Below are 14132 nucleotides of genomic sequence, written 5' to 3'. Positions count from 1 at the left end.
GAAGGCTGAGGTTTTGCCATTAAACTACACCCGCAGTATATAATAATTGAAATTGATTTGGTGCGGCCGAGAGGACTTGAACCTCCACGGGATTTCTCCCACTAGGCCCTCAACCTAGCGCGTCTGCCATTCCGCCACGACCGCTGGCAAAACGCAATAATTTATTAATTATCGAGAACATTATTTATTGTAAATGATTTGTAATAAAAAGTCAATAAGTTTTTAATATTATTTTAAATAAATTTACTATTTTTTAATATTTACCTCATTCATTAATACAACGATATCTATAATACATACTTTTTTAACATAAGTCAATAGTTTTTATTAAAAAATTTAAAAACCTACAATATTGTAGGTTTTTAAAGGACATTGTTATATTAGTAATATCTTATTTGTTCATATTTAAATTTATTTATAAATACATCTTTAATTTCAATTTACTTCCACATTTACCACATCTCATTTTATCAATATTAACTTTTCTAATCCTTAGATACGTAGTCTTACATTTACAACATTGATATATATAATTTGCTCTTTCTTCATAGCTTTGAATCGGCTGACAAAATCTTGGAGCTTGAACTTTATTGCTTAACATTTTAAAGTCATGGTCCTTGTGTTGATAACCTTTTCCGGATAAATGTAAATGATAATGACATAGTTCATGCTTTATGATATTTATTAAAGCATCTTTTCCAAAACAAGAAAATTGCTTCGGATTAATCTCAATATGATGTGTAGATAATACATATCGTCCGCCTGTTGTTCGTAATCGAGAATTAAAATAAGCTTTATGTTTAAAAGGTTGGTTAAAATGATCAAGCGAAGTTGTTTCCACTAACTTTTGAAGCACTTTATTATTCATTAGGATTAATCATAGTCAATGATACTTTTTCTTTATTTTTATCAATATTTAAAATCCAAACATCAACTATATCTCCTACACTAATAATATCCATAGGATTTTTAACATATTTCTTTGATAATTTTGAAATGTGAACTAAACCATCTTGTTTAACACCTATATCTACAAATGCTCCAAAATCTACTACATTTCTAACTGTTCCACTTAACTTCATACCTTTAGACAAGTCTTCGATTGATAATATATCAGATTTTAACTGTGGAGTTTCGTAGCTATCACGAGGATCACGATTTGGCGTTTTAAGAGATTTTACAATATCTTCTAGTGTTGGTTTGCCTATTCCAATTTCATTTGATTTTTCTTCAATATTAATATCACTAAGTGTTTGTTTAAGTTTATCTGAACCAAAATCATCAATTGATAGCTGTAAACTTTCTAAAAACTGATATGTTGCTTGATAACTTTCTGGATGAATAGATGTATTATCTAATGGTTCTTTACCATTAACAATTCTTAAAAATCCGATACTTTGTTCAAACGTTTTACTACCTAAACGTTTTACTTTGCTTATTTCAGAATGATGCTTTATGGATCCATTTTCTTCACGATAATCAATTATATTTTGAGCAATGGTACTTGATAATCCCGAAACATATTGCAGTAAAGATTTTGAAGCGGTATTTACATCTACACCTACTTGGTTAACTGCAGTTTCTACGACAAATGTGAGCGCTTGTTCAAGTTCTTTTTGGTTTACATCATGTTGATACTGTCCTACTCCAATAGATTTAGGATCAATTTTTACTAATTCACTAAGTGGATCTTGCACACGTCTACCAATAGACACTGCACTTCGTTCTTCAACTTGAAACTCTGGAAATTCATTTCTTGCTATTTCAGAGGCAGAATATACAGAAGCCCCTGCTTCATTTACAATAATAAATTGAGCATTTAGTTGATATTTTTTTATTACATTTGCTACAAATTGTTCTGTTTCACGACTTGCTGTACCATTACCAATTGCAATTAATTCAACATTATTTTCAGTTATCATTCTAACTAATTCTTTTTCTGCCAATTCTATTTTAGATTTTGGAGGATGAGGATATATAACACTTTTAGCAATAAATGTTCCAAAAGGATTGATAACAGCTAATTTGCATCCAGTTCTAAATGCTGGATCGATACCTAAAATTTGTTTACCTTTCATAGGAGGCTGTAATAATAAATGTTTTAAATTTTCACTAAACACTTCTATAGCGTGATGCTCTGCTTTTTCAGTTAAATCATTTCGAATTTCTCTTTCAATTGAAGGCATGATTAAACGTTTTAAACTGTCTTTAACTGCAGACTCAATATATTCAACTAGTTGATGAGCTTTTTTTACTTCTTGCGATTGTATAAATGTTTCTATTGAAGTAGTATCAAATTCAATTTTAATTGACAATACTTTTTCTTTTTCTCCACGATTCATTGCTAAAATTCGGTGATTAGCTATTCTTTTTATAGGCTCAGAATAATCATAATACATACTAAATATCTCTTTTTCATCATTTGCTTGTTTTTTCTTTGTTGTCACAATCTTTCCTTGATAATAAACGTCTTTAAGTAAACGTTGTCGATACTTAGGATTATCCGAAATACGTTCAGCAATAATATCTTGAGCACCTTGAATTGCCTCATCAACTGTTTTAACTTCTTCACTTAAATATTTTCTAGCTTCTTCATGTACATTCATACTTTGTCCTTCTATTAAAAAGTGAGCTAATGGTGCTAATCCTTTTCGTTTTGCTTCAGTTGCTCTAGTTTTCTTTTTTTGTTTAAAAGGACGATATAAATCTTCTACACGTTGTAATTTTGTTTGCTGAAGAATGTCTTGCTTTAATTCATTAGTAAGTAAACCTTGTTGTTCAATATTATGTATAACTTCTTCTTTACGTTTTTGAAGATGCGCTACATATTGATATTCATCAGATATTTGTTTAATTTGAACTTCATCTAAACCACCAGTTGCTTCTTTTCGATATCTTGCAATAAAAGGTACTGTGTTATTTTCCTCTAATAGATTTAATACAGCTATGACTTGTTTTTCTAAAAATTGATATTTTTTTACAATATCATTAATTAATGTCTTTTCCATGTTATAACCACTCTTTGTATATAAATTCTATTTAATTTTAACATATCTTTATTTTTACAATACATTTTCTAACAATAAAAGGAGCGACATAGAATTCAATATGAACTCATTGGTCGCTCCTCAATTTCATTGCCTAGCAGCTTGTTGTAATTTTCGTATTGCAGTTCGTTGTAATCTAGATACATGCATTTGACTAAGTCCAATACGTTCACCAGTTTCCTTTTGACTTAATCCTTCAATGAAAGTACATTGAATAATTTCTCTTTCTCTATCAGATAAGATTGGTAAAATACGTTCAAGAATCATTCGTTTTTCAGTAAGGTCGTAATTATCATCTTGTTGACCCATAATATCTAACAATGTAACTGTAGAACCATCCTTATCTGCTTCAATTGAATGATCTACACTAAGTGCGTTATAGCTTTGACCCATTTCCATGGCTTCTAACACTTCTTCTTCATTTACTTCTAAACGGTTCGCAATTTCTAAAATTGAAGGAGAACGTCCGAGTTCATTCGTAAGTTCATCGCCCACTTTTTTTATTCTTGGACCAATTTCTTTAATTCTTCTAGGAACATGAACGCTCCATGTCTTATCTCGTAAATATCTTTTAATCTCACCAATAACAGTTGGCACTAAGAATGCTTCAAATTTGCGATCGAAAGATATATCAAATCTGTTAATAGCACCTATTAAACCAACCATACCCACTTGAACTAAATCTTCATGATGTGATTGTCCTTTTGAATACTTATATGCTAATGATTCAATTAGTTTGCGATAATGTTTAACTAATTTATCTTGCGCATAAGGATTTATATTGTCTTGGTGTTCTTTAATCCATTGGTTAATTTGTTCAGGTGATATCTCATTAACTGATTTCGACTCTTTCGTCATTATTTGGCACCTGCTCTTTTTTTATATACTTAATCATACTAATTGTTACACCAGACTCTTTTGAAACTTTTACTTCATCCATTAATGATTCAATCAAAAATAGACCTAGTCCACCTTCACGTAAGAAGTCGATATTTTCGTTTTCTTGGTAAGGCCCTAATTTTGATTTTGTAGATTCGTAGTCAAAACTTTCACCTTGATCTGAAATAATAATCTTAATTTTGTCATCAAATAATTCAAAACAAATATTAATCATACCATTTTGTTCACTATGTTTATATGCATGTTTGACAGCATTAGTAACCGCTTCACTTACTGCAATTTTTGAATCTTCAATGTCATCGTATGAAGCACCTGCTCTTGTAAATACCCCTGATAAAGTAAGGCGAATTAAACTTACATATTCTGCTGAGGCAGGTAACTTCATTTCAATATAATCATTTTTGAGTGACAAATTACTCTACCTCCGTTCCTTCATTAACGTGCATTAAATCTTTTAAACCCGTAATATCAAATAATCTACTAATTCTATCTGTGACACCTAAAATATATAATTCTTTATCATTTTGATTTAGAGCCTTTAATGTTCCTACAAATAAGCCTAAACCCGTTGAATCCATATAACTTACATTTGCTAAGTTCACGTGAATGTCATGATTTCCTTCTTGGCGCATAGGCACAAGTACTTCTTCTAACTCAGGTACTGTATATACGTCTAACTCTCCACCAACAATAACTTCATAATAATCATCATGGGTTATCGTTTCTATATTAAGATTCATTTACTTACACTCCTAATCTTTTTCGATATGTATACTATAGCAACTATACCCATTATTATTATAATATAATCAAAAAATTAAATAATTAATTCACTCTTTTTATTATTAAAATTGTCATGTCATCTCTTTTTTGCGTATTTTGTATTTTTAAAATGGCTTCATATAAGATTTGAACAATATCTTGGGGATGCATATGCTTATATTTTCTAATTAAATTAAGAACAGTATCTTTTGCAATAAACTCCCCTTTTTTATTTCTAGCTTCTGTTACACCATCAGTAAAAATAATAATTAAATCATCTAAATATATTGGAATTTCTTGTTGACTATATCGCGTATGTTGACTTACACCAAGTACTCTTCCTCGAACTTCAATTTCTTCAAATGTTTCAGTTTCAGCTCTATAAATGTATCCTGGTTCATGACCTGCTGAACTACAATATAATAAATGATTCATTTCTTCATATAGTCCATAAAACATCGTGACGAACATATTTTGATTAACATTTTTTTCTACCACACGATTGAGTCGTTTTAAACCATCACTTGGTAATTGTGAATGACCATATGAATCCATTCCAAATTTAATCATACTCATTGCTAATGCTGCTGGAATACCTTTCCCTATAACATCTGCTACAGCAAAACTCATCGTACCATCTCTATGATCAATTAAATTAAAATAGTCCCCGCTTACTTTTTGAGCAGCTACTGAAATAACACCTATTTGTATACTATCAAACTGTGGAATATCTGTTTTTAACATCGTTTGTTGAAGTCTAGAGGCTAAGTCAATTTCTTTATCGTGGAATTGCATTTTATCAACTAAATTTTGATAATCTCTATAGCTATATCCAAAGCCTTTTACTACTTCTTCTAATACATCTAATGTATCTAAGATTTGAGATGTTTTTAAATTTAAAGAAGCAATATACGTTTTATGTAAATCAACAACATCCTCTGGTAGAATATCCTTTTTGATTACTTCTTCAGTGAATTCATCGCACTTCTTTAAAAATTGTTCTTTATTTTTAGTAACCAAACTCTCATCTATAAGTTGCTTATAGTTTTTTTTAAATTCTTCCACGAATTTTGCCTCCTTACTTCATAGCTGATTAAAACATGTTTAAATATTGTCTGACACAATACAACATTTTAAATTTATTCATTAATGCTAAATGTATATTATTCTAAAATAACTCTTCTACTTAAAAAGGGAGCAAGACAGTATTCATTTTGTGAATATGCTGTCTTACCCCCGCAAGGTTAATTGAAATTGAAAACTTGAGTTAAATATTTTCAATTCAGTTAACTACTGCGACATCTCTAAATAGTCATAAACTTACTCAATAGTATCATTGAATTCGACCGAAATTAGTCTAATTAAAACTTTTCAAAAGTACAATTGATTTATTTCAAAAATTTATTTCGTATTTTTTGGATTATACATATAAAATACTAATTTTTTTGAGGACAAACATCGTGTAAACCTAAACTGATATCCAATGCATCGTCAACTTCTTTCATTTTATCTTCTGATAAATATGTAAGTTTCTCTTTCAATCTTTTTTTATCCAATGTTCGTATTTGTTCTAAAAGAATGACTGAATCTTTATCTAAACGATATTTTTTCTTTTCTATTTCTACATGTGTTGGTATTTTCGCTTTATTAATCCTACCAGTAATCGCAGCAACGATTACTGTAGGACTATATTTATTACCAGTATCATTTTGAATGATAACTACAGGTCTTACTCCCCCTTGTTCAGACCCTTGAACTGGTGATAAATCAGCTAAATATACATCGCCTCTTCTAATCATTCACTTTTATAATTAGATGTAAGATATGATTCGTTACAATCACAAGCTTCACATTCTAATGGAAATGCTTCAGTTGCTAGGGAGAGGTTTAAATCGGCCATTTGGACATAGCCTTCTTTTAGTGATTGTTCAAGACTATGGCTTCTATTCTGATTAAAAGTTAACATACTATGAACCTCCAATTGATACAAACAAGACATTATAAACTTTAATTTAGTTTTATAATAACAAATTTTGTAACAAGTGACTATACTAATTTAATAATTCATTTGTAACTTCAAATTTTTTATTTAAATAATATATTCTTGGAAGTCTGCGTCCTAAATTACATAAAACTTCATAATTAATTGTATTTTGTTTTATAGCTAATGCCTCTACTGCTTGTGAAGAATTTAAATTGTTATCTATTAAAATAACCTCATCTCCTTCTTTCACATCATCTGGTACACTAATAATCATTTGATCCATGCATACTCTTCCAATGATTTCACATTGATGTTGATTGACATTTACGGCGAATCCTTGCATAGCTCTTAAGAAACCATCTGCATATCCAATTGGTAAAACCGCTATTTTCATTTTTTCAGTTGCAGTGAATGTACTTCCATAACTTACAGAGTCTCCGGGATTTAAATATTTAGTTTGGACAACTTGAGTCATTAATTTAGCACTTGGTTTTAATTGAACATCAACTTCATTTCTAACATACTCAGAAGGATAATAACCATATAGTGAAATTCCAAGTCTTAACGCATTGCATAATTTACAATTTGCTAATAAAGCGCCTGCTGAGTTTTGAGCATGTATATATTTTGGTCGCTCTGCTTTTGTTACCAACTCTTCAAAAAATGCATATTGCTGTTTCATTGAATCACCAGGTTCATCTGCATTGGCAAAGTGAGTAAAGACGCCGTCAAAAATAAGAGTTGGATGTTCTTTAATAAGATTAATGACTAACTGATACTCTTCAAGCGTTTTAATCCCTAGTCTTCCCATTCCTGTATCTAATTTCACATGAAGATATACATGATCTGAGTTATCTTCTATATAATGAATCGCTCGTTCTAACCAAAACTGTGAAGGTACAGTTAAAGTAATGTCATATTGAATCGCTTTATTTATATCTTTCGGTGATATCGCACCTAAAACTAATAATTTAGCATTTATATTATGTAAGCGTAATTCAATGGCTTCATCTAAAGTAGCAACTGCAAAAAATTGAGCCCCATTATTTTCTAAAATCTCTGCTATTTTTACACTTCCTAATCCATATCCATTCGCTTTAATTACAGGAATCACTAACTTATCACTTTGAAGTGTTTTAAAAATATTATAATTGTATAGAATGGCATCAAGATCTACATTTAAATATGTCGGTCTATAAGCAACATCTGACATATGAAGTCCTCCTTATTTAAACTTATAAAAAATTGATATGGTTTATTTTTCTAATATTACTTCACTCATTGCGTAATGTTGTGTATGCGTAATCGAGACATGAACAATAAAACCAGGATATTCGATGCAAGGTTTCCCCTTTTCATCGTTATAACAATCAATATCATTAAATGCTACCGTTTTTCCTAACCCTGTTCCTAATGCTTTACTAAATGCTTCTTTAGTTGCAAATCGTCCTGCTAAAAATTCTAATTTTCTTTTATCATTTTTAAAAGAGTGAAATTTTTGCTGTTCTTGATCTGTTAGTATTCTATGTATTAATTTATCACTTTGTTTAATATACACGTCTTTTATTCGGTCAATTTCAATTAAATCAATACCAATACCATGTATCATATCTACACCTCACTTAATTATCCTTTATTATTCATATAGTTCGTGTTTTCTATTTTGAATCATTTGTTTTAAATAAATCGCTTCTTTTTTTGCAATTAGTTCTATATTGCATTCTCCACCTGCAGTAGATAAATGAAGATGTGCTAACTTATATTTTCTCATTATGAATCCTTCTATGACCTCTATATTTTGTATTCTATAAAACGGTATAATATTTGTTTCAACAGTTATGATACCGTTTTTAATATGAATCTCGTTTTCATCATAGTAATAACTGAAATAATGATATCTCAGAAGCGGAATAACAATAATAAATAGCATGATATAAAGCAATATAATTACTACAGAAATAATGATATTAATTGAAAATTTTGATATATGAGTAAAATACACATCTATCATATTGAGTAGAAATAAAAAAACAGTAATAATTATAAGCCCTATCAATGATGTGATTCTCATCACCTTTAGACCACTTGTATTCATAAAACTATGTTCACTCAATCTTAGACCCTCCTAAATAGGTCTCAATATTTAATTGAACCTGTTTTTCAGAAGCATATTTCAGCTTAATATCTTCATTTACCGCACCCTTAGCTATAATAAAATGTAAATGTGCTAAATGGCTCTTTTCTAACAATGGATTTTGATTAACATTCATACCAATAATTTTATCCTTTTTAAAATAATAAGAATTAATATGCATCATACTTACTTGACGAAGTGCAATTTCATTTTTTCTATTGCATAATCCAGAAGCAGATATATACACATACGCATAAATTGCCATAAAGATAATAATAATTATGGCTATCATATAACTCCATATACTCCAATAGTAAGCACCTATAGTTGCACCAAGAATTAATATGATACTAGGTATAAAAAAATGTCGATGATATCCTCGTTTTGGTACATTTTCAGTGATAGCGTTAAATTGCATTTCAGGAATTAATTTTCTAATAATAGAATATGCCTCTTTTTTATTAATAAATGGAAGAATCATAATTTTTCCGTTTTCACTTACATCTTCATTAGATTTAACTTCTAAATCACTTGTAATAATAAAGTATATAGAGGTATATCCAAATAACTTTCTAATAAATGACTGTTTTTCTACAACTGCTTGTAATCGTTCAATAGGCACTGTGATATTTTTTACATTTAGTAATCCATAAGTAATTTTTAACTCATTATCACGTTGTGTGATTGTATAGTTATAATAACGTAGAACAACAATTAGAGTACCTATAACATAACAAAATATAAGTACAGTCAATATAATAATAGTCACTAAAAACGTAACTGACTGTATCCATTGAAAAAGACGAGACGTCCATTTTTCCCACGGGATAACATCTTCAAACGCACCTATAATGGGGGAAATAGTGGCGAATGCTACCCCTATCACGCCACTTGTCAATGCCATGAAAATCAACAGTTTATTAGACATTTTAAATATTACTTCATTATTACTACTATCTTCAGATATTAATTCTTGTTCGCTATTATTAGGCTTATTATCAGGCTCTATTTCTTGACTGTCTAACTGAAGTTGTCTTTTTTTAATTGTACGTTCAATCAATTCACTTTGTTGTTTCGAAATCGTTTCAAGTTCAATACCATCACTCGGCGTTTTAATTTGTAATCGTACGCCACCTACTAATTGATTAAGCAGTCCTTGTGTGGTATCTAAGGATTGAATTCGATTCAAATTTAATTCTTTGCGTTTTTTATTTAACCATCCAGATGTGACTATAAATTGATCATTTTCTATCCAATAACGCGTTAGACGTACTTTTTGAAATTGATTAATCATAGAAAAAAGAATAATCAATAAAAAGATACCTGGTCCAATATAATGTCTAATATTTGTAAAATCAAAATTCCATATATTAAATCCAATAAACACGATAATAACAAAAATGTTTTGCTTTATAACATCTATTAGACCTGTGAAATAAGAAATCGGATGTAATTTTTGAGGTTTAAATATCATCATTACTACCTCGCATTTGTGATAAGATATGTAATATTAATCGTTCTGCTTCTTTATTAGAAACAAAAGGTGTTGTGAGTTCATGACCTGCAGTCACAACAATGACTCTCTTAAGATTAAACTTTTTCAATAACGGATTTGTTTTAACCTTTAAAAGTTGTAACCTTTCAATTTTTGTTGTTTTATAGCTTTTAAAAATAAAAGTATTTAAAATTTCTATGTTATTATTTTCTATATTATAAAATCTATAAGAGTATCTATTGATGGGTTGTAGAATAAAACGAATAAAAGAACAAATAGTTAATACAAGTAGAATATAAAAAATAAAATGGGGCCAGTGAAATGCTTTCCAACAATACAACCCACCACCTAAAATAATGAGCTCTATTAGTAATGTGACTCCACTTACCAACCAATGATATAAAAATGCGGATTTAGGACTTTTATGAAAAGAGTGATGTAATTGCACAATAAACTCCTTAACAATTTTTTTATATTATATCATACTATTTTTTTAAAATAATATGATAGATGTTAATGAAAAAACAAAACTGAATACTATCTATTTAAATACGATCAACTATCCTCTTTTTCTTTAAAACATTATTAGTACAATCATTTATAAATTTAATAGGTAAAACTTATAATCAAAAAGAGCTTGAGACATAAACATATGTCTCAAGCTCAATCAAGCAAATTTAATCTTATCTATAACAACTATTTTTGTAAATCAGCAAACGTACGACCTTTGATAGATGTTTTTCTTTTATCTTGTCTATCTCGACGATCTTGTTTTTTACCTTTTTTCTTATTGAAGTTACCTTTTGATCGTTTATTTTTGTTGTTAAATTTATTGTTTCGTTTACCACCACGTCTTGATTGATTACCTTTATTATTACGACTCTTTCTTGCAAGTGGCTTTTCGAAAGTTAATTGAACTTCAACTTCATCGTTTGCTTCAACAAGTTCTTGTAATAATGAAGCTACTAATTCAGTGCTATCATATTCTTCTAATAATTCACTAGAAATACGTTTTAAACGATCTTCACTCTCACGTGACATCCAGTTTTTAACTTTGTCTTTAATATCTTCTTCACGTGCTTTAAGCACTTCTTTACGATGAGGTGGTCTTAAAGCTTTCATTCTTCTGTCATTGACTTCTTCAATTTGACGAATGTAATCCATCTCAATTGGGTTAACAAACGTAACAGCAATACCTTCTTTACCTGCACGACCTGTACGTCCAATTCTATGTGTATAACTTTCAGTATCTTGAGGTATATCAAAGTTATATACGTGACTTACACCTGAAATATCAAGACCACGTGCTGCAACGTCTGTGGCAACTAATATATCAATTTGATCGTTTTTGAATTTTTTAAGTACTTCTAAACGTTTGGCTTGTGTAATGTCTCCATGTAATCCTTCTGCTTTGTAACCCTTAGTAAGCAATGCACTTGTTAACTCATCTACACGACGTTTAGTTCTACCAAATACAATAGCTAACTCAGGTTGATGTACATCTAAGAAATTAGTAAATGTATCAAATTTCTCTAACTCTTTAACAATTGTATAGTATTCGTCGATTTGAGGATCAGACATTTCATTGTTCATCGTTTTAACAATTTGTGGTGATTTCATAAATTGTTGTACTAATGTCTGAATAGCTTTAGGCATTGTCGCTGAAAATAGCATTGTTTGTCGTTGTTCAGCAGGGATTTTATCCATAATAAATCTCATATCATCAATGAAGCCCATGTTCATCATTTCGTCCGCTTCATCTAAAATTAAAGTATGAATATCATTCGTTTTTAATGTACGACGATTCAAATGATCGATAACACGTCCTGGCGTTCCTACTACAATTTGAGGCCCACGTTTTAACGCTTTAATTTGTCTATCAATTGGCATACCACCAAAGACAGTAACAACTTGAATATTTTGTCCACGACTGAATTCGCGTAATTGTTCAGCAACTTGCATTGCTAATTCTCTTGTAGGTGCTAAAATTAAAGCTTGAACACCTGATTTTCCAACAACTTTTTCTATTAAAGGAATACCAAAAGCTCCTGTTTTACCCGTACCTGTCTGAGCTTGTCCAAGGATATCTTTTCCTTCTAATGTATAAGGGATACTTTCTTTTTGAATCGGTGTTGGTTCTTTAAAACCCATTTCTTCTAGGGTTTTTACCGTTTTATCCGAAATCCCTAATTCTTTAAAATTTTGCAATATAATTCTCCTTTTAATTCTTTTATTTATCAATATACGTTTTTGTATATAAGGTCTTCTTATTACGTCAACTTCTATATAGTACCACCTAAAAATAGTTATAGCAATAAAGCAATTTTCATATCTACAGCAAGTAACGTTTTTAAGTAGAGTATTTGTTCTATTAAAATAATAAAAAGAAGTTGCTTTGAAACCTTTCATTTCTAAGCAACTCTTAATTATAATGAATAATTAAATTAAAGCATTTACTACTTCTTCAAGTTTATTACCACGTGACCCTTTAATTAACACTTTGTCATCAGGTTGCAAAATAGACTTTAAGTAATGAGTCAGTTCATTTTTATCTGAAAAATAAGCTACATCTTCCACAAAGTGACCACCTGTACGACTTATAAACTTAGCATCATTACCGTAAGTAAGTAACGTATGAATACCCTTATCTTCTAAATAAGCACCTACATCTTCATGCATACGTTGACTATTTTCACCTAATTCTAAAGAATCAGCGAGTACAATGATTTTACGTCCATTCATATGACTTAATGTATCAATAGCCGCTTTCATACTTGTTGGACTTGCATTGTAAGCATCATTAATAACCGTAATTTGATTATCAGTAACATGTCGTTCCATACGCATACCTGTGAGTTGTACATTACTTATATTCTTTTGAATTGTGTTGTAATCTAAACCAAGTTCATGTCCAATTGCAATAGCGATAGTAGCATTTTTCATGTTGTGAATACCTAAAATTGGTAATTCATAATGTTCCTTGTTATTGATCATAAATGCTATGCCATCATTTTTACTATTTTCAACTTTACATACTAATGTATTTTCATGATTTAAACCAACACTAACAAGTTTTGCATTTTTCACATTTTCAACATGGGGCTTTAGAAGTGGTTCATCTCCATCATATATAAATGTGCCATCAGATTTAAGACCAATAGTAATTTCAGATTTGGCTTTAGCAATACCTTCTCTAGAACCTAAATCTTGCATGTGAGATTCACCAATATTTGTGATAACCGCAATATCAGGTTCCGCAATTTTAGATAACAATTCAATTTCATGGAATCCTGACATACCCATTTCCAAAATAGAAATTTCTGTGTCTTTGTCTAATTGAAGAATGGTTAAAGGTAAACCAATTTCATTGTTATAGTTACCTTGTGTTTTTTTGACTCTAAATTCGGTATGTAACACACTTTCAATCATATCTTTTGTTGTTGTTTTACCATTAGAACCGGTCACTCCAATTACTTTTGGATTAACATGCTTTAAGTACGCTTTAGCTAATTGTTGTAAAGCAGTTAATGTATCATCAACCCATATAATAGGTCCTTGAATTGAATCGCTAATATCCTGTCCTTTTTCATAAAATGAAGCACCAGCCCCATCTTTTAGTGCTTGTTCTACAAAACGATGACCGTCTACATTTTCACCTTTAAATGGAACAAATAACATCTCTTTTTCTACATGACGAGAATCGATAGTGACTCCTTTAATTTGATGTTCTAAATATGCTTCATCAATATCGCAAGATATCCATTTTTGAATTTGTTTTAATGAAACTTCAATCATACTTAGGCTCCTCGC

The 14132-nt window shown here is 29.9% G+C and carries 15 protein-coding genes and 1 tRNA gene; all 16 read right to left on the bottom strand.

Annotated features, from left to right (window positions below):
* Positions 1–58 precede the first annotated feature (58 nt).
* The 16 genes from HMPREF2881_RS01400 to murF all read right to left on the bottom strand — a co-directional run bounded on the left by HMPREF2881_RS01400 (position 59) and on the right by murF (position 14117).
* Positions 59–144, bottom strand: a tRNA-Leu gene (locus HMPREF2881_RS01400).
* A gap of 271 nt (positions 145–415) precedes the next feature.
* Positions 416–868 carry a SprT family protein gene (locus HMPREF2881_RS01395; protein ID WP_002488148.1) on the bottom strand — a complete coding sequence of 151 codons (453 nt, stop codon included), beginning with the start codon at positions 866–868 and terminating at the stop codon, positions 416–418.
* The gene (locus tag HMPREF2881_RS01390) at positions 861–3008 is read right to left on the bottom strand and encodes a Tex family protein (RefSeq protein WP_002448676.1); all 2148 of its coding nucleotides are present in this window, start codon (positions 3006–3008) and stop codon (positions 861–863) included. Before HMPREF2881_RS01390 ends, HMPREF2881_RS01395 begins: the two co-directional genes overlap by 8 nt.
* 126 nt (positions 3009–3134) lie before the next feature.
* On the bottom strand, positions 3135–3905 hold the full coding sequence (sigB, locus tag HMPREF2881_RS01385; protein WP_002448709.1) for an RNA polymerase sigma factor SigB: 771 nt from the start codon (positions 3903–3905) through the stop codon (positions 3135–3137).
* Positions 3880–4332, bottom strand: coding sequence for an anti-sigma B factor RsbW (gene rsbW, locus HMPREF2881_RS01380; RefSeq protein WP_049335593.1), 453 nt, complete (start codon positions 4330–4332; stop codon positions 3880–3882). Before rsbW ends, sigB begins: the two co-directional genes overlap by 26 nt.
* 28 nt (positions 4333–4360) lie before the next feature.
* Positions 4361–4687: an anti-sigma factor antagonist gene (locus tag HMPREF2881_RS01375; protein ID WP_002448686.1), complete on the bottom strand. Its 327-nt coding sequence runs from the start codon at positions 4685–4687 to the stop codon at positions 4361–4363.
* A gap of 85 nt (positions 4688–4772) precedes the next feature.
* On the bottom strand, positions 4773–5774 hold the full coding sequence (locus HMPREF2881_RS01370; RefSeq protein ID WP_002448679.1) for a SpoIIE family protein phosphatase: 1002 nt from the start codon (positions 5772–5774) through the stop codon (positions 4773–4775).
* A 371-nt stretch (positions 5775–6145) separates the two neighbouring features.
* Complete coding sequence (locus HMPREF2881_RS01365) at positions 6146–6508, bottom strand: type II toxin-antitoxin system PemK/MazF family toxin (RefSeq protein WP_002448688.1); 363 nt, start codon at positions 6506–6508, stop codon at positions 6146–6148.
* Complete coding sequence (mazE, locus tag HMPREF2881_RS01360) at positions 6505–6675, bottom strand: type II toxin-antitoxin system antitoxin MazE (protein ID WP_002448681.1); 171 nt, start codon at positions 6673–6675, stop codon at positions 6505–6507. The genes HMPREF2881_RS01365 and mazE overlap by 4 nt, the downstream gene beginning before the upstream one ends.
* Before the next feature lie 85 nt (positions 6676–6760).
* Positions 6761–7906, bottom strand: a complete 1146-nt coding sequence (gene alr, locus HMPREF2881_RS01355) for an alanine racemase (protein WP_002448692.1) — start codon at positions 7904–7906, stop codon at positions 6761–6763.
* Between the two features lie 42 nt (positions 7907–7948).
* Positions 7949–8302 (bottom strand): holo-ACP synthase, encoded by a 354-nt coding sequence (gene acpS, locus HMPREF2881_RS01350; protein ID WP_002448655.1) that lies wholly within the window; start codon positions 8300–8302, stop codon positions 7949–7951.
* Positions 8303–8329: 27 nt separating this feature from the next.
* A complete protein-coding gene (locus HMPREF2881_RS01345) occupies positions 8330–8806 on the bottom strand; it encodes a PH domain-containing protein (protein WP_002448662.1) in 477 nt (158 codons plus the stop codon).
* On the bottom strand, positions 8799–10301 hold the full coding sequence (locus HMPREF2881_RS01340) for a PH domain-containing protein (RefSeq protein ID WP_002488149.1): 1503 nt from the start codon (positions 10299–10301) through the stop codon (positions 8799–8801). Before HMPREF2881_RS01340 ends, HMPREF2881_RS01345 begins: the two co-directional genes overlap by 8 nt.
* A complete protein-coding gene (locus HMPREF2881_RS01335; protein WP_002448666.1) occupies positions 10291–10770 on the bottom strand; it encodes a PH domain-containing protein in 480 nt (159 codons plus the stop codon). The genes HMPREF2881_RS01340 and HMPREF2881_RS01335 overlap by 11 nt, the downstream gene beginning before the upstream one ends.
* A 248-nt stretch (positions 10771–11018) precedes the next feature.
* Entirely contained in the window at positions 11019–12530 is a 1512-nt protein-coding gene (locus HMPREF2881_RS01330; protein ID WP_002448713.1) for a degradosome RNA helicase CshA, read from the bottom strand.
* A 231-nt stretch (positions 12531–12761) separates the two neighbouring features.
* The gene (murF, locus tag HMPREF2881_RS01325) at positions 12762–14117 is read right to left on the bottom strand and encodes a UDP-N-acetylmuramoyl-tripeptide--D-alanyl-D-alanine ligase (RefSeq protein ID WP_002448671.1); all 1356 of its coding nucleotides are present in this window, start codon (positions 14115–14117) and stop codon (positions 12762–12764) included.
* Positions 14118–14132: the final 15 nt, after the last annotated feature.

Origin of the sequence: Staphylococcus sp. HMSC057A08, assembly GCF_001812925.1 — a bacterium.
In the GTDB taxonomy this organism is placed as follows: Bacteria; Bacillota; Bacilli; order Staphylococcales; family Staphylococcaceae; genus Staphylococcus; species Staphylococcus hominis.
The sequence above is the reverse complement of the archived record's forward strand: the minus strand, read 5'-3'. Positions and strand labels throughout refer to the sequence as shown.

Coding starts and splice junctions, on each gene's coding strand:
- HMPREF2881_RS01395 (WP_002488148.1), bottom strand. CDS start 868: ATGAATAATAAAGTGCTTCAAAAGTTAGTGGAAACAACTTCGCTTGAT.
- HMPREF2881_RS01390 (WP_002448676.1), bottom strand. CDS start 3,008: ATGGAAAAGACATTAATTAATGATATTGTAAAAAAATATCAATTTTTA.
- sigB (WP_002448709.1), bottom strand. CDS start 3,905: ATGACGAAAGAGTCGAAATCAGTTAATGAGATATCACCTGAACAAATT.
- rsbW (WP_049335593.1), bottom strand. CDS start 4,332: ATGAAGTTACCTGCCTCAGCAGAATATGTAAGTTTAATTCGCCTTACT.
- HMPREF2881_RS01375 (WP_002448686.1), bottom strand. CDS start 4,687: ATGAATCTTAATATAGAAACGATAACCCATGATGATTATTATGAAGTT.
- HMPREF2881_RS01365 (WP_002448688.1), bottom strand. CDS start 6,508: ATGATTAGAAGAGGCGATGTATATTTAGCTGATTTATCACCAGTTCAA.
- mazE (WP_002448681.1), bottom strand. CDS start 6,675: ATGTTAACTTTTAATCAGAATAGAAGCCATAGTCTTGAACAATCACTA.
- alr (WP_002448692.1), bottom strand. CDS start 7,906: ATGTCAGATGTTGCTTATAGACCGACATATTTAAATGTAGATCTTGAT.
- acpS (WP_002448655.1), bottom strand. CDS start 8,302: ATGATACATGGTATTGGTATTGATTTAATTGAAATTGACCGAATAAAA.
- HMPREF2881_RS01340 (WP_002488149.1), bottom strand. CDS start 10,301: ATGATATTTAAACCTCAAAAATTACATCCGATTTCTTATTTCACAGGT.
- murF (WP_002448671.1), bottom strand. CDS start 14,117: ATGATTGAAGTTTCATTAAAACAAATTCAAAAATGGATATCTTGCGAT.